The following is a 25,715-nucleotide window of genomic DNA, read 5'->3' as shown; positions in this document are numbered from 1 at the left end:
TATGCATGAAAATTGGTTTACGAACAGTCAAGACAGCCATTAGCGCTGCATTAGCAATGATTATTGCGGAAAAACTGGGATTACTTTATGCCCCTTCGGCAGGGATTATTTCAGTTTTAAGTGTTACTAGCACGAAAAAAACATCTGTCATGACAGGAATTTATCGTTTGTTATCCTTAGCTTTAGCAACTATTTTAGCGTATATTTGTTTTACTTTTTTAGGTTTTACAGCGATTGCTTTTGGTATTTTTTTGTTATTATTTATTCCAGCAGCCGTGTATTTTCAATTATCTGATGGGATTGTTGTGAGTTCCGTTTTGGTAACTCATTATTTAGTCGAAAAAAATCTTTCTTGGGCGATTATTGGAAATGAGTTTTTATTAATGAGTATTGGTGTGGGACTAGCGTTATTAGCTAATTCTTATATGCCTGATACAGAAAAACGTTTAAGAGAAGACCAAGAAGTCATTGAGACAATGTTTCGTAAAATTTTAAGGGAAATGGCGCTACATTTAAACAACGCTGCAGGAGAGCGAAATTTGGTCATGCATTGTGCAGATTTAAAAACCTTTATTCGCACAGGCGAGACGTGGGCCAAAAATCATGCCGAGAATCAATTGCTGTCTACCAATACGTATTATTTAGAGTACTTTGCGATGAGAAAAATGCAAAGTAATATTCTAAAAAACATGTTGGAATTATTAGAAGATATTACTGTTGATGCGCAACAAGTTCGCTATATTCAACAATTATTGGAATATACGGCAGAAACATTTGCAGAGAATAATGATGGACAAGAAATTATGAATCGAATTAAGACCGTTTATGAAACTTATCGCACAAAACCATTGCCGCAAACAAGGAGTGAATTTGAAAATCGGGCGCGACTCTTTCAGTTTTTACAATTGTTTCAGTCATTCATTCAAGTCAAAGCGGACTTTGCCAAATTACAACTAGATAAATAAACAAAAAAGAAACCTTTTTTGTAGTGACCCCAAAAAGTTAGACTTTTTATAGAGTGGATTTTTCCACTCTATTTTTATGCAGTTTTTTGATTGAATTGTCGAAATTCTACTGGGCTTTTCCAGTTAAGTTTTTCCTTGATTCGGTGATGATTGTAATAATAAATGTAGTTCTCAATTGCTTCTCTCAATTCATTTTGACTTTGATAGATTTTTCCATAGTACACTTCTTGTTTTAGGATACTGAAGAAATTCTCCATAGGAGAATTATCTAAACAGGTTCCTTTTCGAGACATACTTTGAAAGATATTGTTGTCCTTTAATGTTTGTATATAGACATTCATTTGATAAGCCCAGCCTTGATCAGAGTGAAAGGTGCGCCGATAGGGACAATCATTTGTTTGAGAAATTGCTTCTTTCAGACCTTCCATAACTGTTTTACCATTTGGTTGAGTAGAAAGGCTATAGCTTAGAATTTCACTATTATACATATCCATAAATGGAGCTAAGTATAGTTTTTTCTGACGAAAGATGCCTGCGTTATCTGCTTCAAAGTACTTAAATTCAGTTGTATCAGTTGTAATTTTTTGATGAGGAACAGAAGTTTTAAATCGGCGACGAATCAAATTTTTAGCGATTTTACCAACGGTTCCTTTATAGGAATTATATTTTCTTGATTTCTTAGTAAAAGCTTTGACTTGTAACTTTAACTTTTGTATTAATCGCTGGACTTTCTTTTTATTCACTTGAAATCCACGTCGTTTCAATTCTTGGGTCATCCTTCTATAGCCATAATGTTGATGTTTTTTACGAATCGCTTGAATTTCTTCTTCGATGATTTGTGTTGAAGCTGTTCTGTCGAGGCGTTTTTGCCAGTACATGTAAGTAGATTTTGGAAACCTTAGGGTTTCCAAAATATCTTTTAATCGAAAGTGTCTTCGGAGACTGTGAATGATTCGTGCGATTCGTTCATTTTTTGTTCGTCCTCTAAACGCAGTCTCCTCAATTCTTTTAAATAGGCATTCTCAATTTTTAACATTCTATTTTCTTTTTCTAGTTTCTCTACTTGAGATCGTTCACTTGGTAGTGGTTGGGGTTCATTTCGTTTCTTTTTAGACATGGTAGGTGGACGTCCTTTCTGTTTAGAGAGTCCCTCTATACCAAACTTCTGATACGTTCTAAGCCAATTCGCAATCAATGATGGATTGTTCATTTTTAGAAGATTAGCTACTTCTTGATAGGACAACTCTGTTGTTAAATATAACTCTATCGCATCTAGCTTAAATTGAACAGAGTAATTCTTATTTTTTCGACTGCGAAGTAGGCCTTCTTCACCAAGTTCTTTATAGGCATTTATCCATTTGCTTATTTGAGAACTATCTTTAAACCCATACTTCTTTGCGAGAAACCTTAGACCTCCTTGACCAGATAAGTAGTCATGAACAAGTTTAAGTTTAAATTCAAAACTGTATTTTGCCATACAAAAAAACCTCCAAAAGTTAGATTTCTAGGTCTAACTTTTGGGGGTCGGCTCATTTAAACGGAGGTTTCTTTTTTTGTTCTCTTAAAAATTCAGGCAAGTTCTTTAGTATTCATTGAGAATGTGTTAAACTAATGAGAAAGAAAAATAAAAGGAATGACCGCAATGGATAATGCTCAAGTGAAGAGAAAACATTTCCGTTTTCCAGCATATGATGATGAACAGGGCGTAAAATTACCAACAGATAATGAACGTAACTTATTTCAAGATGATCTGATTGGTAAAGCAATGTCAGGTAGCAGAAGAACTGCAACATCTGCCGAAGATACCAGACAAAGCACACCATCCGTCCAACAACCAACAACGAATCAATCAACTACAAATAAACAAACACAACAATTAACAGCAGCACAACAAGAGCAATTAGCACGTCATCGTTCTAATTTGCCAGACTACACAAAACATGCTAGTAAAGCAACGAAAAATAAACAAGCAACGAAAAAAAATAATAGCCTTTTTGGGACGCCAAAAGGAAATGGCTGGACACAAACGTATAAAAAAAAAGAAGTCGTAGCGAAACCAAGTAGACCTGCCGCATCACCATTAGTGCAGAAAACGACACCTTCTTATTTTGTTCCTAAATATATCCCGGCTTCTGTGATTCCTGAGGAACAGGAACCTAGTTTTACTGAAGAAGAGTTGCTAAAAGCAATGAAAAAAGATCGGCGTTCATATGTCATTCTTGATGATGAACCAACGGCTTTTCAAGTGAAAGATACGGAAGAAGATCCAACGGTGCGGAAATTTAATATTCCAACCTCAGAACCTGAGATTCCTTTAACTAGACGACAATATCAACAAATCAAACCAGACTTAGAACGTTTTGGCGAAGATGCGTTGGATTTACGTTCGCGTTCCCGTTTGAATGCCGCAAAGAAAAATGCTAAAAGTCAAACTGCCTATGGGAAAAAATTAGCTAAAGCAAATGCTCAAGTGGAGCCGGAAGCACCTGTGACAGAAGAAAAGAAAAAGGGCATCTTGGATAAACCATTAAGTGGGATGCTAGAAGATTCAAGTTCTGTATTAGAAAACAGTAAATATTTTAGTTAAGAGATGAAACTTGCATGTGGAATTGAAACATGTAAGTTTTTTATTCTGTTTTAATAGTTGATTATTTTTTTGTTTTATACGATAATGAATCTCGTATGATTGAAATTTTTTTAAAAAAGGTATGTTTTATATAGTGACAGAGAAGAGGATTATAATGGGAAATCAAGAGAACAAATTATACCATTTTGTCGGAATTAAAGGTTCTGGCATGAGCTCATTAGCGTTGGTCTTACACCAAAAAGGCTACAACGTTCAAGGATCAGACGTAGAAGAGTATTTCTTTACACAACGGGATCTTGAAAAATCAGGTGTCCCTATTTTACCATTTAATGCAGATAATATTGATAAAGACATGATTGTTATTGCTGGAAATGCTTTTCCAGATACCCATGAGGAAATCGCCCGCGCCATCGAATTAGGCGCAGAAGTAATTCGTTACCACGATTTCATTGCTCGTTTTATCGAACCGTACACAAGCATTGCTGTAACAGGGTCACATGGGAAAACAAGTACGACTGGTTTGCTAGCACATGTATTAAGTGGTATCAATCCAACTAGTTATTTAATAGGTGATGGCACTGGCCACGGCGAACCAGATGCTGATTTCTTTGCATTTGAAGCGTGTGAATATCGCCGTCATTTCTTGGCTTATTCACCAGATTATGCGATTATGACGAATATCGATTTTGATCATCCAGATTACTACAAGAGCATTGAGGACGTTTTTTCAGCGTTCCAAACAATGGCTCATCAAGTCAAAAAAGGAATTTTTGCTTATGGTGATGATAAGTATCTTCGTCAGTTAGAATCAGAAGTGCCAGTTTATTATTATGGCGTCAGCGAAGAGGATGATATCCAAGCCCGAAATATTCAACGAACAACGGAAGGCTCATCTTTTGATGTTTATCACAAGGATGATTTTGTAGGTCATTTTGTCTTACCAGCATTTGGCCATCACAATATCATGAATGCGCTAGGTGTGATTGCTGTGGCTTATTTTGAAAAACTTGATATGCAAAAAGTCGCAGAAGAAATGCTAAGTTTTAAAGGTGTGAAACGTCGTTTTAGCGAGAAAAAAGTCAGTGACATGATTATTGTTGATGATTATGCGCACCATCCAGCTGAAATTAAAGCAACGATTGATGGCGCCCGCCAAAAATATCCTGACAAAGAAATTATTGCTGTCTTCCAGCCACATACATTTACACGAACAATTGCCTTAATGGATGAATTTGCTGAAGCACTGGATTTAGCAGATGAAGTATTCTTATGTAATATTTTTGGCTCTGCGCGTGAAACACAAGGCGAGGTACGCATTGAAGATTTAGGTGAAAAAATTCAAAAAGGTGGACAAGTAATTACCGAAGATAATGTGTCGCCTTTACTAGATTTTGAAAATGCAGTGGTTGTCTTTATGGGCGCTGGCGATGTTCAGAAATTTGAACAAGCTTACGAAACATTACTAAGTAACACAACTAGAAACGTTTTATAATAAAAAGAAACAAAATCGGGACAGGGGTATCTGGCTTCAAAAAATAAGAAGCTGCTCCTGTTCCGTTGTTTGTTTTTAGAATGCTAGCATGGTAGATAAGTTGGTTTTGTTTAAACATCCTTTAAAGACTACTTTTTAGCTTGCCTTTTAAGTACATTTTGGTACAATTATCTTATCAATAACGGAGGTGTACTAATTTGAATATCGGAAAACCGAGAAAATTAGGCAAAACCATCGAAGATATCGAAGAGGGAGATTCGTTGTCCTTGACAGAGTCAATTGAAGACAAGGACTTATTACTTTACTTGGGCTTGACCAATGATGCGAATCCTTTATATATCCAACATGATTATGCCCAAAAAACAGAATATGAAAAACCAATCGTACCATCAATTATGCTGATGGGAATTATCACTAGTGCGATTTCAAAACATTTACCAGGACCAGGTTCACATGTTGTGAATTTCTCTGTGAACTTTGTGGAACCCGTTTTTCATTACGAAACATTGACTTTCCAATTAGAAGTAATCAAAGTCGACAAAATGAAAGATGTGATTACCATTTCAGTTGAGGCTGTTAATGAGCAAGAAAATCGCGTGTTAGATGCAGTGGTGATGGTTCAACCACCCCAAGTGACGATTGATGAACTAACAGAGAAAGAAGGGACTTTAACTTATGAATAATCAAGAGTATATCCAAACTGGCACAGGTTTGAATAAATTTTATGCCAAAATTTACGGATTTTTAGCGTTAGGAATTGGTATTAGCGCAATCATGGCTTATGCAATGACGACTGTCTTTTTACCTGTTCTAGCTACTTTATTCAAATCAAGTTTAGCTTTTTGGATGATTTGGCTTGTTGAAATTGGCTTAGTTTTATATCTAGGCGCAAAAGCACAGAAGAATCCAACCATTGCGATTGCAGGATTTGTTGCGTATGCATTATTAAATGGTGTCACTTTATCCGTGACGTTATTAATGTATACTGGTGGAACAGTGGCCGGCGCATTTTTAAGTGCAGCAGCTACCTTTGGCGCGATGTCATTAGTAGGTGTCTTTACGAAGAAAGACCTATCAGCAGTTGGTCATGCCGCTTATAGTGCCTTAATCGGAATTATCATTGCGATGTTGCTAAATATGTTCCTTTTACACAGTAATGCTGTAGAATTCTTTATTTCCATTTTAATGGTCCTAATTTTCTCAGGGATTACTGCTTATGATAACCAACGTATACGCCAAGTCTATGCGCAAACAGGTGATCAAGCAGGTACTGGGATGGCCGTTTTCTTCGCATTACAATTATACCTTGACTTCATCAACTTATTCTTAGCTTTCTTAAGAATTTTTGGTAAAAACAACTAACATGAACGTAAAAGAGCCAATCTGCTGAGCAGATTGGCTCTTTTTTAACCCATTCCAATAGCGAAATTCAACAGTTTATCGGAGTATGTTGGGTTTTCTAAATCGGTTTTCATTGTTTCGTTCAGTAGACTGATCTGATCGGTAATGATGCCATCGACGCCATAAAAAATCATTCGTGTCATAACATCTTCATCATTTGCTGTCCAAGCATAAACCTTTTTCCCATCATGATGAGCGGCATTTACAAAGTTACGATTCATTGTACTGTATTCCATAGTAAAAAAGTCAACTGGCATTTTAGGCGGTCCCACAATGTTGAAAGGAATAACGTAGCCTACATAAAAGCGTGGTTCTTCTTTCTTTAAGGCCATCGCTGTATCATAGGTTAAGGTATGAAGGATATGGCCATTTTCTAAAATATTTTCACGGTATTGTTTGACAAAGCGCTGTACTAAATCAGGGCTATCCTGAGGCGTGGTTTTGATTTCAATTAATAAACGTTGTTTTAATTGATTGGCTTTGGCTAAATAATCATCGAAAGAAACCATTTTAGCAGTTTGACCATTTTCTGTGACATTCATGTTCGTTAATTCTTTAAGTGTTAATTGATTTGGTCGTTTGTTAACGCCCGTTAACGCCCGTAAATTAAAATCGTGCATGACAATAAATTGATGGTCTTTGGTTTCTTGAATATCCATTTCAACATAATCAGGTTTTGCCTTATTGGTCTCGATCAGAGAGTCCAAGGTGTTTTGAACGCCATTGTTACCATTAACACCACGATGGGAGATGGTAACTGGTTTTCGGTCAGGTGTATGACTTAGGTAATTCGTATTATAGGTGCCTACACCAATTCCGAAGATGATTGCAATCAAACAAAAAAGAACGACTCTGAAGGTGGTCCATTCTACCCGAACCTCTGATTTCGGGGTGAACCATTCTGGCGTGTCAGGCAAAATCCCTTCATCTTCCATATCATCAACAATAATGTAAAAAATAGCAACACTAGACAACACCAAGTTTAAGAGCATCATAACCTGAAGGAGTGTCATAGCGATGACAGCGCTAGGTAAAGACCACTCAGGTTTAAACGTTTCAACGGCGGTCTGACCTAAAAATATCAAGAAATAGCCAGCCGTAAAAATCCCTAAAACAGTTCCACCAATGATAATAAATTGCCCTAAAATCTGGAAAAAGCGCCGCTTTGTAATTTGCCAACTACGTTTTAAAGACTCACGAAAACCAACATCACGTAAAATCAACTCTGGAAGGGCAAAAGCAAGTCGAATCGCTAAATATAAGATAATCAGCTCTAACAGTACGAAACCAATAATAATAATGACGCGATTTGCAAAAATAAAATCTAAGATAAAGGCTGGAATCTTAACCCTTGTTAATAAATAAGAGCGGAAGGTTAACCCACTTAATGGTAAAATCAAAAAGAAATATGCCAGGAAAAACAGAAAGGTAATTCCTCGAACTTTTTTGATCTGAAGCAAGGTGCCGTGCAATAATTGCGTTAGAGTAATTGGTTGCTTTTTCTTAATAAAATAAACACTAAGCAATAAAAAGGTAAATTCAAAAAAGAGCGCCAGTAAAATTAACAGCCCAATTAGTAGAAAAGTCAAAAGGACATAGGGATGTTGCGTAGCAATTGCCCCTAAATTATCGTAGGAAATATAATCAATCCCACCTTCTTTGAGTACCAATTTGGACAAACTTGTCAATAAAGGCAATAGAACGAATAACATAAATCCGTGCATCAAGAGCACATCGCGAAAATACGCCGTTGTCCCTTTAAGAAAATCTAGCGTATTCACAATACTATTTTTAAAATAACTAAACATCAAAAGTCCCCCAGTTTCTACCAAAATTCCATAATAAAAGGACTAAATCAAACTGACACAGGCAGAGTTTTGATTTAGTCCGTTCGCTTTTTTATTTATTTTACATTCCCAGTAAGCTAGTTAAAAATGTACCGCCATAAATTAACGCAAGACTATATAAATAGATAGAAGCAGGTTTTGCTAATAGAATAATCAGAGTAAATTTTTTCACAGACATTTTTGTTAAACCGGCCATTAAACAAAGCGCATCATCCGGTGCAATCGGGAAGAAAATTGCTAAAGCAAACAATCGTTCAAAACGTTTTTCATTGTCTAACCAACCGATATACTTGTTATATGTTTTATCACTGACAAGGCTCATAATGAATGGTTTCCCATAATTACGACCTAATAAGAAAATGATAATAGAGCCAAGTGCAATACCAACGTAATTATAGACGAAGCCCATTGTTGGCCCGAAAATCAAGACCCCTGCAGCACAGCTAACACCACCAGGAATAATCGGAATAACCACTTGAATAATCTGAATTAACATGAAAATAATCGGACCGAGAATGACAGATTGCCCTACTAGTCCTCTTAGTGCATTGATGTCCTTGAAGACACCTAATCGGATAAAATAGATGGTTGCAATTATGGTTGCAACAATGCCCAAAATGGAAATAATATTAACAATTTTTCTAGATAGGGTAACACTCACATTTCTCATCTCCTTTAGTTATACTCATCGTACTTTTAGTATATAACTTTTTATCAATAAAAAACATCGTTTGTTCTTTCTGCAAACGAACAAAGTTGTAAGATACACATCATTTGATAAGTTTATTATACAAAAAAAGAGACAGAAAAGACATCCTACTTAAGACCCATTCTGCACTGATCTTTCGAAAGAGAGTTAAAAAAACGAAAGTGGCGCATCTTTTAGGAATATTATAGAGGGGCAAAGAGTGAAATTAAATTTGCATCCACGTCTTTAATGATTGCGTATCGTTGGCCCCAAGGTGCATTCCAAGGTTCTTTAAAAACAATGTAACCAGCTTGGCTCATTTTTTTCACGGTGCTATCAACTTCTGCGGCCGTTTCACAAAGAAAAGCAAGTTCAATTTTATCGCCTTGCTGGCTAGGCGCAAACCCATAGACACCAGTAATCATTTGTAGTGAATTTAAAGAAATCCTGACGCCATTGTTTTGTAATTCTGTGTAATCAGGCGAAGCTTCTCCCAGCACGTTAAAACCTAGCGTTTGGTAAAAAGAGAGTGCTTGTGTCATATCGTTGACGATAATACCGACCATATCTAACTTCATCCTCATAACCTCCGATCTATGATAAAATAAGTGTAAGGGATTTTTTGGTAAAAACCAAACGATTTATAGCGAAAGTACTTAAAAAATTAGAATGTAACAGTTTACAACGAAGAATAAGAAGACTATAATTATGTTAACTAGTTTTAGGTGTACCTAAAAGTGAAATGTGTGAACAAGATAGATTGAGGGATGTTGGATGAAAGAAAAGAAAACGGAAAAAATGCTTAATTATGCAAATGGACCTAGTTTAGAAGAGATAAATAATACCGTTGAGGTACCTAAAAATGCTAGCTTTTGGCGAACTTTGTTAGCCTATAGCGGACCTGGCGCTTTAGTGGCTGTTGGTTATATGGATCCAGGAAATTGGATTACGTCAATTGCTGGCGGAGCGGAATATAAGTACACGTTACTTAGTGTGATTTTACTTTCTAGTTTAGTTGCCATGTTACTACAAAGTATGGCTGCACGCTTAGGAATCGTGACAGGAATGGATTTAGCCCAAGCGACTAGAGAGCATACAAGTAAACGAACGGGCGTTGCCTTGTGGGTGGTGACGGAGTTAGCCATAATGGCAACAGATATCGCTGAGGTAATTGGTGGTGCCGTTGCTTTGCAATTATTATTTGGTTTTCCATTATTAATTGGTGTGTTGATAACAACGTTTGATGTTTTATTACTTTTGCTACTGACAAAGTTAGGCTTTCGCAAAATCGAAGCAATTGTTTCTTGTTTAATTGCAGTCATCTTTTTTGTTTTTGCTTATGAAGTGGCATTAGCAGATCCAAATGTTGGTGAAGTATTACGAGGTTTTATTCCAGACACAAAAATAGCGACAGATAAATCCATGTTATTTTTAGCCTTGGGGATCGTTGGAGCGACAGTCATGCCCCATAACTTATATTTGCATTCTTCCATTGCGCAAGCACGGAAATTTGATCGTAACGATGATGTTGAGAAAGCCAAAGCAATTCGTTTCACTACTTGGGATTCAAATATTCAATTAACTGTCGCTTTTGTCGTAAATTGTTTGTTGTTAATTTTAGGAGGAGCATTATTTTATGGAACCAACAGTGAATTAGGTAAATTTGTTGATTTATTTGATGCTCTGAAAAATCCAGATATTGTTGGTAATATTGCTAGCCCAGTGTTAAGTATTCTTTTTGCAATTGCTTTACTGGCTTCGGGTCAAAATTCAACGATTACAGGTACGTTGTCAGGACAAATTGTAATGGAAGGCTTTATCCATTTAAAAATGCCGTTGTGGGCAAGACGAGTGTTAACTCGTTTGTTAGCAATTGTGCCAGTCATTATTTGTGTCATTATTTATGGCGGTAGCGAAACGGCTGTTGAAGACTTGTTACTTTATACGCAAGTTTTCCTAAGTATTGCTTTGCCAGTGTCGATTATTCCTTTAACGATGTATACAAGTGATAAAAAATTAATGGGCCAATTTGCGAATCCAGCGTGGGTGAAATTTTTAGCTTGGATTATTGCTATTGCCTTGACGTTATTGAATTTATTTTTAATTTATGGCACATTAACTGGTTTAACGAATTAATAAAAACAAAGGCTAACTGGAAAAGTTGGCCTTTGTTTTTTCATAGAATTTGCGCGTAAGAAATGGTAGAATAGGAAAGATGAAATACAAGGAAGAGAGGCTTTCACGTGACAGATTATTTAAATGTAGGAAAAATTGTGAACACACAAGGAATCAAAGGAGAAGTTCGGGTCATTTCGAAAACGGATTTTCCAGAAGAACGTTATCAAAAAGGGGCAACGTTACTGCTATTTCAAGAGAAAAAAGCACCAATTGAATTGGTCGTGAAGTCCCACCGCAAGCATAAGAATTTTGACATTTTAAGCTTTGAAGGACATCCAAATATCAATGATGTTGAAAAATATCGTGACGGTATTTTAAAAGTTGCAAAAGACAATCTCGCTGAATTGGCAGAGGACGAATTTTATTATCACCAAATCATTGGTGCCACTGTTTATGATGAAACTGGTAGTGAACTGGGAAAAATTAAAGAAATTTTATCTCCTGGTGCGAATGATGTGTGGGTCGTCCAACGACCAAAGAAAAAAGATTTACTTTTACCGTATATTGAAGGCGTTGTTACAAAAGTCGATGTCGAAAATCAACGGATTGATGTGGACATTCCAGAAGGATTGATTGACGATGAGAATTGATGTATTAACTCTTTTTCCTAGAATGTTTGAAGGACCAATGGGGGAATCAATTATTGGGAAAGCTCGGGAAAAGCAGTTATTAGAATTGAATGTCTCTAATTTTCGCGATTTTTCAGATAACAAACACCAAACGGTCGATGATTATCCGTATGGCGGTGGCGCAGGGATGCTTTTAAAAGTACAACCGATTTATGATAACCTAAAAGCAATTGAAGAAGAGACAAACCAGCAACCAAAACGGGTCATCTTATTAGATCCAGCAGGAAAACCGTTTAATCAAAAAATGGCCGAGGAATTTTCACAAGAAGAACATTTAGTTTTTATTTGTGGACATTATGAAGGCTATGACGAGCGAATTCGCACGATGGTCACAGATGAAGTTTCATTGGGGGATTACGTTTTAACAGGGGGCGAATTAGGCGCAATGGTCATGATTGATGCGACAGTCCGTTTATTACCTGATGTCTTAGGTAACGATCTTTCTGCACAAACGGATTCACATTCCACTGGCCTATTAGAACATCCACAATATACCAGACCTGCTATTTTCAATGATATGGAAGTCCCTGCCGTGCTAACGAATGGTAACCATAAATTAATTGCAGAATGGCAACTAAAAGAATCATTACGACGGACCTTTTTGCGTCGACCTGACATGTTAGAATCATTAGAAATGACGCCTGAAATGTTGAAGTTATTAGAGGAAATTAAACAAGAAGAACAAAAATAAGGGAACTTTCAAGAAAATTCTCTTTACAGCTCATTTTGTCTATGGTACACTAATTTGGTGAGTGCAATGCGCTCTAACTATTACAATATTCCGCTGTGGCAGAAGTGACCATAAGAATATTTGGGAATAAGGAGAAGGATAAAATGAATCCATTAATTCAAGAATTAACACAAGAACAATTACGTACGGATATTCCTGCGTTCCGTCCTGGTGATACTGTTCGCGTTCATGCGAAAGTAGTCGAAGGTACTCGTGAACGTATCCAGTTATTCGAAGGTGTTGTAATTAAACGCCGTGGTGCTGGAATCAGCGAAACTTACACAGTACGTAAAGTTTCAAATGGTGTTGGTGTGGAACGTACATTCCCATTACACACACCACGTGTTGCTCAAATTGAAGTGGTTCGCTACGGTAAAGTACGTCGTGCAAAACTTTACTACTTACGCGCATTACACGGAAAAGCAGCTCGTATCAAAGAAATCCGTCGTTAATCTTTACTATTCGACAAACGAACACCCTCTTGCTCAGCAAGAGGGTGTTTTTGTGTGTAATTAAACAAAAAATCAACATTGGCTAAGACCAGAAATGCTTCCTTTAGTGCTCCGAGTTGCTTTAATATAACACACCAAATTGATAACCATTTGCTTGATAAAACTCTATTAATTGTGGCAATGCTTGTTTTGTTAATTCCTTATCTACTGAATCATGCATTAAGACTACTCTAATATTATAATCCGGATAAACCTCAAGTGAATGTTGATGGAAAGCGAGCATTTCTGCGACTGTAGTAGGCTGTCTGTCTAAAGGCTCCGCATCCCCAACCATCGCATTCCAGTCAATCCAATGGATGCCAAGTTGTTTGAATAATTCATCAGATTTTTCTGTACCTCCCCATGACATATGACCTCCTGGGTATCGCCAGAGAGTTGTTTGAAATGTTTCGCCCAATATTTTTTTAAGAGAGTTTTTCATGGTTGCTATTTCCGCTTGTATTTCTTCAGTGTTGACAATCCCGTTTGGATATAACGTTGCATAATCATGAGTTGAACTATGAAAGCCTATTGAATGTCCTTCTGCAACTTCGCGTTTCACTATGTTTTGATTTTCGGAAGTTAGGGTATTTCCTACAAGAAAAAAAGTTGCGTGGACGTTATACTTTTTTAATGCATCTAGGACTTGTGGGGTTATTTGATTATTAACGCCATCATCAAAGGTTAAGAATACTAATTTTTCACCTTTGTAAGGTTCTTCTCCAGTTATATATTTTCTGATTTTGTCTGCTGAGTAAGCATATTTTTTTGATGAAATAGTCATGTGTGTTGATTCCTTTTCTAACTTGGTCGGGGAATCTTTTTTTGCAGTTGAATTTTTAGTCGATGTCTGCGTAGTATCATCATTTTTACTTGTTATCTTGGGTTGAGTTAATAGGAACGTTTGAATGAAAACAAGAACAATGAGGATTAACGCACTAAATAATACATACCCGTTTATTTTGAATTTTCTTTTCTTATGTCGCATACTTTCACTCCTCTTTGGTTAATGAAAAAGTTAAAAAATACACCTCCACGTTATACAAAATTGAACGTCCTATTAGTTATAGACGAATTTGAGGACCAAAAAGTTTCAATTTTTTCAATTTAGTTAGTTGTTTATTTAATAAAAAATAAAAGGTTGCTAGAGGATGAAAGGAGTATACTTTATTTATCTAGAAGAGTAATCGTAATGAGAAATGAGAAAGAGCTGTGGAAATGGATCATCAACAGGTGTTGAAAAATGAAATTAAACAATATTTAGTGAGTAAAAACTGTGAGAAGACGTATTATCATTGTATGGAAGTTGGAGAGTATGCCTATCAACTTGGTGAAAAATATTTAACTAGTCCAGAAAAAGTAAGTATTGCAGGATATTTACACGATATCTCTGCGATTTATCCAAATAATCAGAGAATTAGTGTCGCACAAAAATATGGGATTGAATTAAACGAAGCAGAAATGGCCTTTCCAATGATAATTCATCAAAAAATTTCTAAGTCTATTGCGAAAATGGATTTTGGTATTGAAGACAATGAAATTTTATCAGCTATTGAATGCCATACAACATTGAAGAAAAACTATTCGGACATAGATTTAGTTTTGTTTGTCGCTGATAAAATAAAGTGGGATCAAGAAGGGAAGCCACCATACTTAGATGGTTTATTACAAGCTTTAAATTGTTCTTTAGAAAATGCCGCATATTTCTATATCGATTATATTTTGAAACACGATATTAAAGTCGTGCATCCTTGGTTATGGGATGCTTACAATCAACTTAATTTGATAATTAAATAACAAATAAACATAGTCGTTTTTAGTCGAGTTTTGCTGGTGAGAAAAGTGGAAAAGTAGTACAGTATTCTTGTCAGAAAGAAGGGATTCCCAATGAAAAAAATAATCTTGATAGGTCTTTTATTGAGTATTTTATCAGGATATTCTTCCAACAAAAGTGGTGATAGCACTGCAAGCAAATCAAGCAAGCCGACAGCAACTTGAATAAGACAAAAGCTAGTTGTGTATTATTCAACTAAAAATAAAGGGGTCAAAAACTTAAACGTTTTGACCTCTTTGGTTTGTATTGATGTACTTGTTGAATTCAATAGTTTTGAAAAATTTGTGTTCAGAATAAATATTTTCCTATGTAATTGCAACTTATGATGTACCAGTAGGATGAAAAAAATAGTGGTTGATGTCCATCAATAAAAAGGGAAGGAAAAGGTTTGTATGCAAATTTATGCTCATGAAAGAGGAAATTCTTATAGATGTACCTATTTTATAAGTTTTCATGAAGAAGAATTAGTAATAGCGTTGGTATGGGAAGATATTTTTTTTTACTTATAACAAGGAAGAGATAGAAAGTAGAATAAACAAGGTGATGGATTTGGGAACTTCAGTAAAACTAGCTCTTTATCAATTCATAGAAAAAACAAATTATTTGCTGTATCTATCTTACAAGGAATTACACTAAAATTATGCACAAAAAAAGCAATCGACCACTGATTGTTTTTATTTTATTTACCAGATAAATAGCCAGCCGTTTTCAGACGACTGGCCAAAGAGATAAATTTGTAAAGAAGTGATTTTTGCTTCATATAACCATTCTATACCATTTAATGATTTAACAAATAATTATTTTATTAAAAGAGATTAAAAAAATAGAAAACACAGGATACTTCGTTGACGGTCAAAATTTTAGAGACCAGAATACTTTTAAAATAACTATTTGTTTTGTTTGTATTTTATGTATTCATAGAATGTTAAAAATAAACAGACACTGAAGAATAATGTTAAAACTAACTTAGAAACTACACTATTAACTTGATATATTTGTAACAAGAACACAAAAGATACTATCAAATTACTCAACGATTTTGATTTAGAATACTTTTTCTTTTTAATTTCGTACAAAATTGAAAACAAAAGCCAACCTATAAGTACTAAAATTAGGATAGGTTGTTCCCAGGCTCTGGAATAACCAAATTTGATGAAGAAAAATAATAATGTGAAAATTAGAATAACCGTATAAATTAAATAGTTTTTGTATGATATCAGATTCATGATTATCCTCCTAATATTTGTTGTTTACACAATTCTAATACAGGTGTACAATAATGTAAAGGCTTACAAAAAATATTTTATAGAGGAGAGTTAATATGAAAAAGTTTTTTTTGTGTTCTATTGTTGCAATTAGTTTAATGGGTGGGATTGGTGTGCCAAGTGTGGCTATGGCAGCAAGTAATGAAGAAATGAATATGGTTGAGCAAAGCAAAGAGGAAGAAGTAGCTACAAGAGAATTTTTAGCAATGCAAGATCAGATTACTTCGGTTTTACAGATTGAAGATGGTCATTATGTTTACAACAAAGATGATGTAAGAAACATTGTTTATAGTTTTGATTTTGATAAACTTAATCAGCAATTAGATTTAAATTACACTAAAGAAACATTTTACAATATTGCTATAGAGTCAATCGATCAGACTAAGTTTAAAGAGAATAAGTTCACTACTTACAATACAAACCCTTATAATAAAAATGATTTTCAAGAAGGATGGAATTACTATCGTAGTTGGCAAGATCATAACACTGCAAAAACCTCTATAAAAAATATGTATGATGCTGCTGATGTATTAACAGCAGGAGCTGGTATAGGGGGAATAGTAGGAATATTTTCTTCAGGACCATTAGCGCCTTTTGTTGGTATTATGGCTGGTGTTTCTGGTTTAACAGCATTGTATTTCCAAAATATGGCTAGAAACACTGAATATAAAAATAATTATTCAGGGATTGTTCTTGAAGTGAATAAATTTACGGCTGTATATGATGTATGGTCTCAAAGTGAATATAAAGGTTAACCAGAATTTTAAAAGATTTTTTCCTGCAATATTTTAAGAGAGTATTCTTAATATTGCAGGTATTTTTGCAAAAATATTGGTAAGTAACAAATCAATGAAGATGAGGAGTGTTAATCTTTGAAAAAGAAAAAAGTTTCTTTCTTTAAATTATATATGTTAATTGTTTCACTAACTTTATTTTTGGGCTGTGGAAGCCAAGTTTTTGCTGCTTCAGCACCTCAAATGAAGAGCTTAGAAGGATTCAATTCTCTTGAAAAATATGACGATTTGCAAGGAACTGAGCATGCTTTTGCGAAGGTTCTTAATTACAAAACGAAGCGAACAGATATTACTGCTAAATCTATTTTAAAATATGTCTATCCTACAAGAAGGGATAAAGAACTAGAAAATTCTTCAGCGTCTATAAAAGATTGCATGAGATATGCAGAATCTTTGGGAGTTACTATGCAATGGAATGATGAGACTACAATTAAATATGACAATATTAAACAACAAATTGACAGTTTAAATCCCGTTCTTTTGTGCTTTAAACCAGATAAATTCGATTGGATGGAGCCTTATTTACTTACAGTTGCATATGGATATGTATACGTTGAAGGAGATGGTCAAGTGAACAAAAACTTTATGATGGCTAGTATTTGGAATTCCAAATATATAACGCCAACCACAATTAATGTGAATAGTAATGTGAATAATTTACGTGTAACTGATTTTTCAACAAATGGGAATCCCCAAAAAGATTATTCATACATTGGATCTATTACACTAAATTAAACATTTCAAGGAGTGAATTTAATTGAGAGCAAAAAAAATTTTTGGTGGTATGATTTTATTTGTATTGAGTATGTTAGTAGGAATTCCAGCATTTGCAGCAGAATCTAATACTTCTTCTTTGTACATTCAAACAGAGGCAGTGAATCAAGAACTGACAGCGCAAGCACAAAAAAATTGGAAATTTTATTTCGAAAATTTGTCAATAATGGAAAACACAGATTCTTTGAATGTAGATGAATTCTATTTAGGACAGCCATTTTTGCTTACAAATGAAGTAATCTATGAAGATGCGTTCTTTCCTATTATTAACAAACAAACAGGAACTATTGCAAATCTTTTAGAGATTTCAATGATAAATAGCAAACCGTCAATAACAATATCAAGTCAATTTGTAGAGCAATTAAATAATTTGACAACTACATCAGAAGGTTCATGTTTTTCATTGAAAGTAGATAATGACACACAACAACTAGTTATTGAAAAACAAGCTTACAATGACCAGTCAGTAAATATTATGCAAACAGCAAAAGAATCTACTAGACAGAAGCGCTCTGTACCAGATGATATTGTACCAGAGTACACTAGAAAAGTTATACCAAACTGGATGATTACTGAAACTCAAACATATGCTCCCTGGTGTACACGGTATGCTCTGACAGCAATGATGAACACTGTGGAAGGAAATGAAATTTCTAATGCAAAAGATTTATTAAAAAAAGAATATCCTAATGCTACAGAAGAGCAACTACTGAATACTGATTATGTCACTGGAGGAACTATGTCAGAAGTCATTAAGGTGATGCAAAGAGAATATGGTTATACATTAGACATGGCTATAAAACCTTTAGATAGAAATGGTGTGAAGGAACAAATCGATAAAAATGCACCAATTTATGTTTCTTTAAAACCCACATACGAAGGCTCGGATTATAAAGGGCATGCAATTGTGTTGATGGGGTACATCGTTCCAAGTAACCCTTCAGCTGAATCATATTATTATTTTTGGAATCCTTGGTGGAATAAAGTAATGTTAACGAATCAACAAGATATTAGTCATTGGAATTTAAATTCGTACGTATATAATTGGGCATTCTCGGGAATTAATTTACGTAAAGAACCCTTAAAAGTTTCTGAAAATCCAGTGACGGTTACTGAGATAAGTAAAACAATGATGGTTAATAACCAGTCTGGAACAATTAAAACTTTACCAACAGGACGTATTGGATCAGAATACATTAATTCTTCTGGAAAATTTGCTGGATGGGTCGTAACGGCTACTCAAGAAACTGGAACAAATTTGTATTGTAATGAATTAAAAGGATGGGTTGAAAAAAGTGCATTGACAGAAGTAATTTCAATGAGTATTCCTACAAAAATCGTTAATTCAGGCTTTTCTATTGATTATATTCCATGGCAATCAGGTATTCAGCACATAGGATACTCAAAAGACCATATAAATCAGTCTGTAACCATAATTGCTCGTAATGGTTCATATTACTTCGTGCCAGATTTAGGTTGGATAGATAAGAAAGCGTTTAGTGTAAGCACACAAAGTCAAGTAGATGCTATAAAGAACAGCAATACTGTTACTAATACAAAATGGACTATTAAAAATACAGAAAATCATTTAACTGTTTTGAACAATGGAAAATCAATAGACACTTTGCCTTGGGGGAAAAAAGGATTCAATAACTTAAGTAATGTCAATAATCATGCTAGTCAATATATTCACATCACGCAGGATGCAGGTTCGTATGTGTATAGTCCAGACTTAAGGGGCTGGGTAGATAAAAAAGGATTAAATTTTAAATGATATTTATTTTAGAAAATAAATTTACAAAAAAGTACCAGCATGGTATGGAACTGACCCAATAAACTAAGACAAAATAAAAAAGCACCTCTTGTTGAATTTACGGTAAAATGAATTTAACTAGGAGGTGCTTTTTCAATGGGAAATCGAGTTTCTTATCCGATTCACATCAAAGAAATGGCTATACAGGCGAAAAAAGAGAATATTCCTGTAAAAATAATTATGGGAAATTTTTATGCTAGATCTCTATTTGACTAGGCTCAAATAGATCTGAATCAATCGTTGAAGTGATATCTGTTTATATAAAGATAGGCTAAATTGTCATTTTTTTACGAATCGTCGTTCATGTTAAAATAAATGGAGAAATGTTTTAGTATTCATAGTAAGTATTTTATCGTAGAATAAAAGATATACTAACAATGGAGCGATGAAAATGCTAAAAGAAGAAAGATTAAATGCGATAGTCTCTCTAGTAGATCAAAAAGGGGCAATCAAAGTTACTGAAATTATGGAACGATTAAATGTTTCGGATATGACTGTTCGTAGAGATTTGACAGAATTAGAAGCAGCGGGGCGTTTAAAACGAGTACATGGAGGAGCTAGCAGTTTAAATACATATCGTCCACATGAATTGTCTCATGCTGATAAACAAATTATTAATAGTGTTGAAAAAAAAGAAATTGTCCAAAAAGCATTAAGTTTAATTCACGAAGAAGAAACTATCTTCCTAGGACCAGGAACAACTATTGAACTTTTGGCCGAGGCAATGGAATTTAAACATTTAAGAGTAGTAACAAACTGTTTGCCTGTGTTTGAAACGTTAAGTAAAAAAAAGAATGCGTTGACCATTTATTTGGTTGGTGGAGAAATGCGACTTTTAACTAAATCTTTTTTTGGTGAAATCGCTAATAAAGCATTAGAAGAAATGCATTTCCATAAAGCATTTTTTAGTTGTAATGCGTTAAAAGATAATAAAATTATGACAGCCACTATTGAAGAAGGACAAACACAAGCTATTGCATTAGATAACTCAATAGAAAAATATTTGTTAATGGATACTTCTAAAGTAGAGAAACAGGATTTTTATTCTTTTTATCAATTAGAAGAAGTGACAGCGGTAGTTACAAATAAAGATAAATTTGACACATCTAAAGTATTGGAAAAAGTTGTCAGGGTGATCTACTAAAAAGAAGAGGTGCATCTGCACCTCTTCTTTTTAGTTCCCCTTATTGAGCTTTTTGAGCATAAATAATATTTCGCTTCTTCATTTGTTTTGCATACCAAATGAAAATCAGTAGATAGGCGACTAGCGCCAGACATGCGTATAAAATAAATTCGAGTTGACCTTGTGATGCATTGCCGACTAAGTATCCTAAGAATTTTTCCATTGGCCCTTCCATGGTAGTATGTGAAATTAAAGTATTATTATTTAGACCCGCTGGGAAAGCGCCAACTTTTTTTGCGGTTTCGGTAACGAATGGTGCAATTAGGGTACCAGACCATAAGAACAAAGGTAATTCGATTGCTCCAATGATAATCATTCGGATGAGTTTACCTCTTGTTACTACTAGTAGAGCAGGGGTTACACCCATTGCAATAATTCCGCCAAGTGGTAAAAGTTTATTGCCAGGTAGGACAATGGCTTCTAATAGCATAATTGGAGCCAATACGTTAGCTGCTGCCCAGATTTCAGCACGACCAGCTAAGAAAGGCCAATCTAAACCAATATTAAGTGTACGCCCTTTTAATTTATTCGAAGCAAAATCAGTGATACCTTGTGATAAAGGCTCAACTGCAGCGATAAACCAAGTTCCAATTAAAGAGAATAGTTCCAAACAGACTGCAGCCGTAAAGGATAGAGAAAAAATTTGCGTGGGTGTTTGGCCAGCTAAAAGACCCACAAAAATCCCTAAGTAAATCCCGATGGCAAATTTTGATCCCCAAAAGCCAATTTTACTATTCAATTTGGCAGCGTCAAAATCGTATTTGTCTAACCAAGGAAAAAGCTTATCAAAAATTTTATCAAAAACCATAATGATTGGATTCATCATATAGTTCATATGCGTGGTAGTCATAGGATTTGTATCTGGGGCGTTAAGTAAATCGTTAAACGTTGGTTTCATTAAGTCAGAATTGATAATTTTTAAAACACCTATGAAAATAACTAATATTGTTGCAATTATTAAGTTTGCGCCACAAAAAATAGCAAATAAACCAACAATCGATAGATGCCAAATGTCGAAAATATCCACATCTAATGTGTTTGTTTTATTTAGAATTAACATAATGACATTGACAATCACCATAATTAAAAGAAAGTAAAGGGTGTAAGGAGATCCCCAAGTGATGGTGGCCAAAGGTGCCCAACCAACATCGGTAATATTTAAAGAAATTCCTGTACGTTCTACGAAAGAGGCCATTGCATCTGAGAAAGCAGTAGTTAAAATTCCTATAATAGCACTGATACCAGTTAAAGCGATTCCTAGTTTAAGACCACCTTCTAATGCGCGAGTGGGTTTTACCTTAAAACAAAGGGCAATCAGTGTTAAAACAATAGTCATTAAAGGAGCAGCACCTAAATCAATTAAAGGTTTAAAAATTGTATTTGCTAGGTCAATAATCGTATTCATTTATTTTCTCCTTCATAAGCTAAGATAACAAAATTTTTATCTTAGTTTTGTTATTGTTGACAGTGAAGCGTAAGTAATTAGTCTGAAAAGGAAATCATTTGTTTAAAGAGTGAATGATACTTTCCATTTGTTGATAAACAGGTTCAGCCATTGCTGGAATTCGATAAAGAATTGCGCCTGCATCAACTACAGGAATCGTGATTGGGAAACCAAAATCTGTTTTGGCGATTTGGGCGAAAATATCATAATGGGATAGCATCTCTTGATTGATATCTTTAATCATTACGGCATCGCAAGAAACTTGGTAGCCTCTTTTTGATAATTCTGTTTCTAATGCAGATTTGATTTGATGGCTAGAGTTTACCCCAGCCCCACATGCAGCTAAAATTTTAATCATGTTAAATCTCTCCTTTAAAATTTTTTTGTAAAAAACGATAAACTTCTTCTTTATCTTCACATTGAAAAAAAGCCAATAGTGATGAACGGTCTGTCGTGTTAATAAAATCCATGATAGTCGCTAAAAGACCCGTTTGTTCAATACCGTTTTCATTTAAAATCATGAAAAGAAAGGAAACAGAGAGCGTTTCATCTGGGATAATCATGTTATGAAATGATAAGGATTGTTTCAATTTAATCGGGATAATTCTTGTCGTCCGTACAAAGGTACTTTCGGTATGCGGAATGGCGATATTCGGTAGTGCAGGATCAATCGGTGTTAAACTTAAACCAGTCGGATAGTTATGTTCTCGTTCCAATAAATTAGTTAGAAAATCAGGTGTAACTAATTTCTTTTTTAACAAGTCTAAATAAACTTCTTCAAAAACTTCTTCTTGTGTTTTTTTGTTTGAAATATAGGTAGTATCTAATGAAAAAATCGATGTTTTAATAACCATAGAACCCCTCGTTTCTTTAATATATTATTATTTATTTACAAGTATAATATAAAACGCTTTCAAAAAGATGTCAACACAATATTAAACAATAATAAACAAAAAAGAAAATAAATGTTGAATAAAGTTCGATATTGTTTTATTATGTTTTCGAGAAGGGGATTTGAGTTTAAAGAAAGGGACAGAATTTTAATAGTAGATACACGAGGTAAGGAGGAAAACAAAATGCGTGTCATACTTGGTTCAGATTTAGATGGAATAAAATTAAAAGCAGAAATGAAACAATACTTATTGCAAGAAAAAGTTGAGGTAATCGATAAAAGTGAAAGTGCTTCGGAAGACTTTATAGAAGCAACGCTTGCTGTTGCTCATGAAGTTTTAAAGGATACTGAAAGTTTAGGAATCATTTTTGATGGTTATGGGGCAGGTAGTTTTATGACTGCTGCTAAAATTAAAGGAATGATTGTCGCTGAGTTGTCAGATGAGCGTTCTGCATATATGGCGCGAGAACACAACAATGCTCGGATGATCACGGTGGGCGCAAAAATTGTTGGAACGGAACTAGCCAAAAACATAATAAAAGAATTCTTAACAGGTCATTATGCAGGCGGGCGTCATCAAATACGTGTCGATATGTTAAATAAAATGGCTTAACAAATAATAGAAAGGAAGCGTTTTTATGAAAATTGCCATTGGTTGTGATCATATTGTGACGGATACCAAAATAGCAGTTTCTGATTTTTTGAAAGCAAAGGGATATGAAATTTTAGATGTAGGCACGTATGATTTTACTCGAACTCACTATCCTATTTTCGGAAAAAAAGTGGGAGAAGCCGTAATAAGCAATCAGGCTGATTTGGGTATATGTATTTGCGGAACAGGCGTTGGAATTAACAATGCGGTTAACAAAGTACCGGGTATCCGTTCTGCTTTAGTTCGCGATATGACCACAGCGTTGTATGCGAAAGAGGAATTGAACGCAAATGTTATTGGTTTCGGTGGGAAAATAACAGGAGAGTTCTTGATCTGTGATATCGCTGCTGCCTTTATTGAAGCACACTATCATCCAACAGAAGACAACGAACAACTAATTGAAAAAATTAATCAAGTTGAAAAACAACATCCAGAACAACAAGATGCGCATTTTTTCGATGAATTTTTAGATAAATGGCAACGAGGAGTCTATCACGATTAGTATTTAATCAATGAAGGTTACTTAAGAAAGTGATCTTAAATAATAATCATTGGTATTTGAGTTAAATTCCCCTTCAGTAATTTTTATTGCTGTTTTAACGTAGCACTGTAAAGAGCATTATTAAGAAAAAGAAGTAACAAAGAAACAAATGGAAGGCTATACAGGTAACCATAAAAAGTACACGAGTTCTTTTCTCGTGTACTTTTTATGGTTTCACTGCTTGTTTTATTTTAGTAATTATTTTTCTATAAAAATAGTCCCAGAATTATTAAAATAATCCCGATAACTAAACTGCCAATGCCAGAAGCCGTACCATATTTTTTACCTAAATTTATATCAGTAGTATTTTTAGGAATCAAGTTTGAGAAAAAATAAAATTTTTTTACCAAGATTAGATATGCAACAAGTAAAAGTAATAATCCTAAGAGAAGATAACTAAGATTTTCAGCTAATAAATCTAGATGAGCTAATAACAATATCCCCAAAAAGAGGCCTACCAATCCATATTTCATCGTTTTTTCTTTTGCTGACATATAAATATCCCTACTTTACTTTTTAATTTATTAAGAGCATAAAACCATAGATTCGATATAAGTTCATTTTGTTATATCCAAAAGAGGATGACCTGGAATGACCTATATAATTAGAAAATTGGAGTGATATATAGTTATTTTACCATAGCTTAAATGAGTTGATTAACTCCGAATAATGTACAACTATGTACACCTATTGTGGGTGGAATGTGTGTTGGGACTTTGCTAACCTAATAGTTGAAAAAATGAATCAATAAATTTAGAAAAGGGACTATTCAAAAGCAACTTTTTTGGGAATTGCTATATTATTTATTTTTTTAAGCGTAATCAACTAAATGTTTTTATGGATAAAGAAAGTCATTGTTCCTTGTCATCAAGCTACAACAGCCAAATTCATTAGAATTTTTTTAGTGAATGACTTTAATTTTAGAAAGGTACTGTTGTTAAAGATTCATGCTATCAAAGGAGTGTGAGGCGAACGAAGCAAGTATTTTCATTTTATAAAAGTTGTATTATGGACTCTTAAAAAGAGGTGATTTAAAAAATTTTGAAGTGGAAATGTTAAGAAAGGAGAGAGGAAATGACTTATTTAGTTCTGGTCAGTCATGGCGATTTTGCTAGAGGGTTAAAAAATTCATTAGGGATGTTTGCTAGCGAGGAGATAGAGAAAGTCAGAGTGTTTGGCTTACAACCTGGTGAATCTACCGATAATTTTGGTAAGCGGTTTCTTTGTGAAGTTGAAAAATTACCGCAGGAAACGAGGCTAATCGTTTTGGCTGATATTGTAGGTGGGAGTCCACTTGCTACTATTTGTAAAGTATTAGATAAGCAAAAAATGCTAGAAAATTCTCTGATTGTTGGAGGAGTAAATTTTCCAATGGCTTTAAATGCGCTTCTATTGAAAGAAACTAGTGAATTATCTGATTTGAAAAAAATGATAGTAGCAGATGCTTGTCATGGCATTAGAGAGTTAACTATAACTGAAGGCGATGTAACTGAAGAGGATATCTAAAGGAGAAGA

The 25,715-nt window shown here is 34.5% G+C and carries 25 protein-coding genes and 3 pseudogenes; 19 read left to right on the top strand and 9 right to left on the bottom strand.

Translation table 11 applies throughout. The features are described from left to right. Positions 1-5: 5 nt before the first annotated feature. Complete coding sequence (locus tag IGK54_RS08090; RefSeq protein WP_002360063.1) at positions 6-965, top strand: aromatic acid exporter family protein; 960 nt, start codon at positions 6-8, stop codon at positions 963-965. Between the two features lie 74 nt (positions 966-1,039). On the opposite strand, the pseudogene IGK54_RS08085 reads toward IGK54_RS08090, so the two are convergent. Further along, positions 1,040-2,442 (bottom strand): annotated as a pseudogene (locus IGK54_RS08085) (IS3 family transposase). Between the two features lie 156 nt (positions 2,443-2,598). Between IGK54_RS08085 and IGK54_RS08080 the strand changes: the two are divergent. The 4 genes from IGK54_RS08080 (at position 2,599) to IGK54_RS08065 (ending at position 6,406) form a co-directional block, all read left to right on the top strand. Next, positions 2,599-3,552, top strand: a complete 954-nt coding sequence (locus tag IGK54_RS08080) for a hypothetical protein (protein ID WP_002360064.1) — start codon at positions 2,599-2,601, stop codon at positions 3,550-3,552. Positions 3,553-3,706: 154 nt separating this feature from the next. Then, on the top strand, positions 3,707-5,044 hold the full coding sequence (gene murC, locus IGK54_RS08075) for a UDP-N-acetylmuramate--L-alanine ligase (RefSeq protein ID WP_002357163.1): 1,338 nt from the start codon (positions 3,707-3,709) through the stop codon (positions 5,042-5,044). 197 nt (positions 5,045-5,241) lie between these two features. Next, the gene (locus IGK54_RS08070; protein WP_002357164.1) at positions 5,242-5,727 is read left to right on the top strand and encodes a MaoC/PaaZ C-terminal domain-containing protein; all 486 of its coding nucleotides are present in this window, start codon (positions 5,242-5,244) and stop codon (positions 5,725-5,727) included. Then, positions 5,720-6,406, top strand: a complete 687-nt coding sequence (locus tag IGK54_RS08065) for a Bax inhibitor-1/YccA family protein (protein ID WP_002360066.1) — start codon at positions 5,720-5,722, stop codon at positions 6,404-6,406. The genes IGK54_RS08070 and IGK54_RS08065 overlap by 8 nt, the downstream gene beginning before the upstream one ends. A 44-nt stretch (positions 6,407-6,450) precedes the next feature. Here the strand turns inward: IGK54_RS08065 and IGK54_RS08060 are convergent, their stop codons facing one another. The 3 genes from IGK54_RS08060 to IGK54_RS08050 all read right to left on the bottom strand — a co-directional run bounded on the left by IGK54_RS08060 (position 6,451) and on the right by IGK54_RS08050 (position 9,558). Beyond that, on the bottom strand, positions 6,451-8,253 hold the full coding sequence (locus IGK54_RS08060; protein WP_430602880.1) for a glycerophosphoryl diester phosphodiesterase membrane domain-containing protein: 1,803 nt from the start codon (positions 8,251-8,253) through the stop codon (positions 6,451-6,453). A 100-nt stretch (positions 8,254-8,353) separates the two neighbouring features. After that, positions 8,354-8,962: a TVP38/TMEM64 family protein gene (locus IGK54_RS08055; RefSeq protein ID WP_002383106.1), complete on the bottom strand. Its 609-nt coding sequence runs from the start codon at positions 8,960-8,962 to the stop codon at positions 8,354-8,356. A gap of 221 nt (positions 8,963-9,183) precedes the next feature. Further along, a complete protein-coding gene (locus tag IGK54_RS08050) occupies positions 9,184-9,558 on the bottom strand; it encodes a VOC family protein (RefSeq protein ID WP_002419919.1) in 375 nt (124 codons plus the stop codon). 196 nt (positions 9,559-9,754) lie between these two features. On the opposite strand from IGK54_RS08050, the gene IGK54_RS08045 reads away from it, so the two are divergent. From IGK54_RS08045 to rplS, 4 genes are all read left to right on the top strand, one after another. Continuing rightward, positions 9,755-11,116 carry an Nramp family divalent metal transporter gene (locus tag IGK54_RS08045; RefSeq protein WP_002369213.1) on the top strand — a complete coding sequence of 454 codons (1,362 nt, stop codon included), beginning with the start codon at positions 9,755-9,757 and terminating at the stop codon, positions 11,114-11,116. Positions 11,117-11,223: 107 nt separating this feature from the next. Next, positions 11,224-11,748: a ribosome maturation factor RimM gene (gene rimM, locus IGK54_RS08040; protein WP_002360070.1), complete on the top strand. Its 525-nt coding sequence runs from the start codon at positions 11,224-11,226 to the stop codon at positions 11,746-11,748. Next, positions 11,738-12,478, top strand: coding sequence for a tRNA (guanosine(37)-N1)-methyltransferase TrmD (trmD, locus tag IGK54_RS08035; RefSeq protein WP_142957157.1), 741 nt, complete (start codon positions 11,738-11,740; stop codon positions 12,476-12,478). The genes rimM and trmD overlap by 11 nt, the downstream gene beginning before the upstream one ends. Before the next feature lie 143 nt (positions 12,479-12,621). Then, positions 12,622-12,969 carry a 50S ribosomal protein L19 gene (rplS, locus tag IGK54_RS08030; RefSeq protein ID WP_002357176.1) on the top strand — a complete coding sequence of 116 codons (348 nt, stop codon included), beginning with the start codon at positions 12,622-12,624 and terminating at the stop codon, positions 12,967-12,969. Between the two features lie 121 nt (positions 12,970-13,090). Here the strand turns inward: rplS and IGK54_RS08025 are convergent, their stop codons facing one another. After that, positions 13,091-13,996 carry a polysaccharide deacetylase family protein gene (locus IGK54_RS08025; RefSeq protein WP_109537953.1) on the bottom strand — a complete coding sequence of 302 codons (906 nt, stop codon included), beginning with the start codon at positions 13,994-13,996 and terminating at the stop codon, positions 13,091-13,093. A gap of 230 nt (positions 13,997-14,226) precedes the next feature. On the opposite strand from IGK54_RS08025, the gene yqeK reads away from it, so the two are divergent. The 7 genes and pseudogenes from yqeK to IGK54_RS07990 all read left to right on the top strand — a co-directional run bounded on the left by yqeK (position 14,227) and on the right by IGK54_RS07990 (position 20,632). Then, positions 14,227-14,805 (top strand): bis(5'-nucleosyl)-tetraphosphatase (symmetrical) YqeK, encoded by a 579-nt coding sequence (yqeK, locus tag IGK54_RS08020; protein WP_002385850.1) that lies wholly within the window; start codon positions 14,227-14,229, stop codon positions 14,803-14,805. Positions 14,806-14,895: 90 nt separating this feature from the next. Further along, a pseudogene (locus tag IGK54_RS08015) lies at positions 14,896-15,003 on the top strand (DUF4767 domain-containing protein); the annotation flags it as partial. A gap of 231 nt (positions 15,004-15,234) precedes the next feature. Next, positions 15,235-15,478, top strand: a pseudogene (locus tag IGK54_RS08010) (hypothetical protein). Between the two features lie 685 nt (positions 15,479-16,163). Next, the gene (locus tag IGK54_RS08005; protein ID WP_002374582.1) at positions 16,164-16,862 is read left to right on the top strand and encodes a hypothetical protein; all 699 of its coding nucleotides are present in this window, start codon (positions 16,164-16,166) and stop codon (positions 16,860-16,862) included. Positions 16,863-16,979: 117 nt separating this feature from the next. Then, positions 16,980-17,636 (top strand): hypothetical protein, encoded by a 657-nt coding sequence (locus tag IGK54_RS08000; protein ID WP_002374584.1) that lies wholly within the window; start codon positions 16,980-16,982, stop codon positions 17,634-17,636. A 22-nt stretch (positions 17,637-17,658) separates the two neighbouring features. Continuing rightward, positions 17,659-19,449, top strand: coding sequence for a C47 family peptidase (locus IGK54_RS07995; protein ID WP_430602876.1), 1,791 nt, complete (start codon positions 17,659-17,661; stop codon positions 19,447-19,449). Between the two features lie 430 nt (positions 19,450-19,879). Further along, a complete protein-coding gene (locus tag IGK54_RS07990; RefSeq protein WP_002369238.1) occupies positions 19,880-20,632 on the top strand; it encodes a DeoR/GlpR family DNA-binding transcription regulator in 753 nt (250 codons plus the stop codon). A 40-nt stretch (positions 20,633-20,672) separates the two neighbouring features. Here the strand turns inward: IGK54_RS07990 and IGK54_RS07985 are convergent, their stop codons facing one another. From IGK54_RS07985 to IGK54_RS07975, 3 genes are all read right to left on the bottom strand, one after another. Further along, positions 20,673-22,076 (bottom strand): PTS galactitol transporter subunit IIC, encoded by a 1,404-nt coding sequence (locus tag IGK54_RS07985; protein ID WP_002357183.1) that lies wholly within the window; start codon positions 22,074-22,076, stop codon positions 20,673-20,675. Positions 22,077-22,170: 94 nt separating this feature from the next. After that, positions 22,171-22,473 carry a PTS fructose transporter subunit IIB gene (locus tag IGK54_RS07980; protein WP_430602874.1) on the bottom strand — a complete coding sequence of 101 codons (303 nt, stop codon included), beginning with the start codon at positions 22,471-22,473 and terminating at the stop codon, positions 22,171-22,173. Between the two features lies 1 nt (position 22,474). Continuing rightward, positions 22,475-22,969, bottom strand: a complete 495-nt coding sequence (locus IGK54_RS07975) for a PTS sugar transporter subunit IIA (protein WP_002357187.1) — start codon at positions 22,967-22,969, stop codon at positions 22,475-22,477. Positions 22,970-23,191: 222 nt separating this feature from the next. On the opposite strand from IGK54_RS07975, the gene lacA reads away from it, so the two are divergent. Both lacA and lacB read left to right on the top strand, forming a co-directional pair. Then, positions 23,192-23,620, top strand: a complete 429-nt coding sequence (lacA, locus tag IGK54_RS07970) for a galactose-6-phosphate isomerase subunit LacA (protein ID WP_010713306.1) — start codon at positions 23,192-23,194, stop codon at positions 23,618-23,620. Positions 23,621-23,645: 25 nt separating this feature from the next. Beyond that, positions 23,646-24,161, top strand: coding sequence for a galactose-6-phosphate isomerase subunit LacB (gene lacB, locus IGK54_RS07965; RefSeq protein WP_142957154.1), 516 nt, complete (start codon positions 23,646-23,648; stop codon positions 24,159-24,161). A gap of 245 nt (positions 24,162-24,406) precedes the next feature. On the opposite strand, the gene IGK54_RS07960 is transcribed toward lacB, so the two are convergent. After that, positions 24,407-24,694 (bottom strand): hypothetical protein, encoded by a 288-nt coding sequence (locus IGK54_RS07960; RefSeq protein WP_002369241.1) that lies wholly within the window; start codon positions 24,692-24,694, stop codon positions 24,407-24,409. A 580-nt stretch (positions 24,695-25,274) separates the two neighbouring features. Between IGK54_RS07960 and IGK54_RS07955 the strand changes: the two genes are divergently transcribed. Continuing rightward, entirely contained in the window at positions 25,275-25,706 is a 432-nt protein-coding gene (locus IGK54_RS07955) for a PTS sugar transporter subunit IIA (protein WP_010709512.1), read from the top strand. Positions 25,707-25,715: the final 9 nt, after the last annotated feature.

The organism is Enterococcus sp. DIV2384 (assembly GCF_050534975.1).
Lineage (GTDB): Bacteria > Bacillota > Bacilli > Lactobacillales > Enterococcaceae > Enterococcus > Enterococcus faecalis.
Note: the sequence above shows the minus strand (reverse complement) of the source record. Positions and strands in the feature narration are given on the sequence as shown.

Bases quoted from the DNA above. Each gene is read 5' to 3' on its own strand.
- IGK54_RS08090 (WP_002360063.1), top strand. From the start codon at position 6: ATGAAAATTGGTTTACGAACAGTCAAGACAGCCATTAGCGCTGCATTA.
- IGK54_RS08080 (WP_002360064.1), top strand. From the start codon at position 2,599: ATGACCGCAATGGATAATGCTCAAGTGAAGAGAAAACATTTCCGTTTT.
- murC (WP_002357163.1), top strand. From the start codon at position 3,707: ATGGGAAATCAAGAGAACAAATTATACCATTTTGTCGGAATTAAAGGT.
- IGK54_RS08065 (WP_002360066.1), top strand. From the start codon at position 5,720: ATGAATAATCAAGAGTATATCCAAACTGGCACAGGTTTGAATAAATTT.
- IGK54_RS08060 (WP_430602880.1), bottom strand. From the start codon at position 8,253: ATGTTTAGTTATTTTAAAAATAGTATTGTGAATACGCTAGATTTTCTT.
- IGK54_RS08055 (WP_002383106.1), bottom strand. From the start codon at position 8,962: ATGAGAAATGTGAGTGTTACCCTATCTAGAAAAATTGTTAATATTATT.
- IGK54_RS08050 (WP_002419919.1), bottom strand. From the start codon at position 9,558: ATGAAGTTAGATATGGTCGGTATTATCGTCAACGATATGACACAAGCA.
- IGK54_RS08045 (WP_002369213.1), top strand. From the start codon at position 9,755: ATGAAAGAAAAGAAAACGGAAAAAATGCTTAATTATGCAAATGGACCT.
- trmD (WP_142957157.1), top strand. From the start codon at position 11,738: ATGAGAATTGATGTATTAACTCTTTTTCCTAGAATGTTTGAAGGACCA.
- rplS (WP_002357176.1), top strand. From the start codon at position 12,622: ATGAATCCATTAATTCAAGAATTAACACAAGAACAATTACGTACGGAT.
- IGK54_RS08025 (WP_109537953.1), bottom strand. From the start codon at position 13,996: ATGCGACATAAGAAAAGAAAATTCAAAATAAACGGGTATGTATTATTT.
- yqeK (WP_002385850.1), top strand. From the start codon at position 14,227: ATGGATCATCAACAGGTGTTGAAAAATGAAATTAAACAATATTTAGTG.
- IGK54_RS08005 (WP_002374582.1), top strand. From the start codon at position 16,164: ATGAAAAAGTTTTTTTTGTGTTCTATTGTTGCAATTAGTTTAATGGGT.
- IGK54_RS07990 (WP_002369238.1), top strand. From the start codon at position 19,880: ATGCTAAAAGAAGAAAGATTAAATGCGATAGTCTCTCTAGTAGATCAA.
- IGK54_RS07985 (WP_002357183.1), bottom strand. From the start codon at position 22,076: ATGAATACGATTATTGACCTAGCAAATACAATTTTTAAACCTTTAATT.
- IGK54_RS07980 (WP_430602874.1), bottom strand. From the start codon at position 22,473: ATGATTAAAATTTTAGCTGCATGTGGGGCTGGGGTAAACTCTAGCCAT.
- IGK54_RS07975 (WP_002357187.1), bottom strand. From the start codon at position 22,969: ATGGTTATTAAAACATCGATTTTTTCATTAGATACTACCTATATTTCA.
- lacA (WP_010713306.1), top strand. From the start codon at position 23,192: ATGCGTGTCATACTTGGTTCAGATTTAGATGGAATAAAATTAAAAGCA.
- lacB (WP_142957154.1), top strand. From the start codon at position 23,646: ATGAAAATTGCCATTGGTTGTGATCATATTGTGACGGATACCAAAATA.
- IGK54_RS07960 (WP_002369241.1), bottom strand. From the start codon at position 24,694: ATGTCAGCAAAAGAAAAAACGATGAAATATGGATTGGTAGGCCTCTTT.
- IGK54_RS07955 (WP_010709512.1), top strand. From the start codon at position 25,275: ATGACTTATTTAGTTCTGGTCAGTCATGGCGATTTTGCTAGAGGGTTA.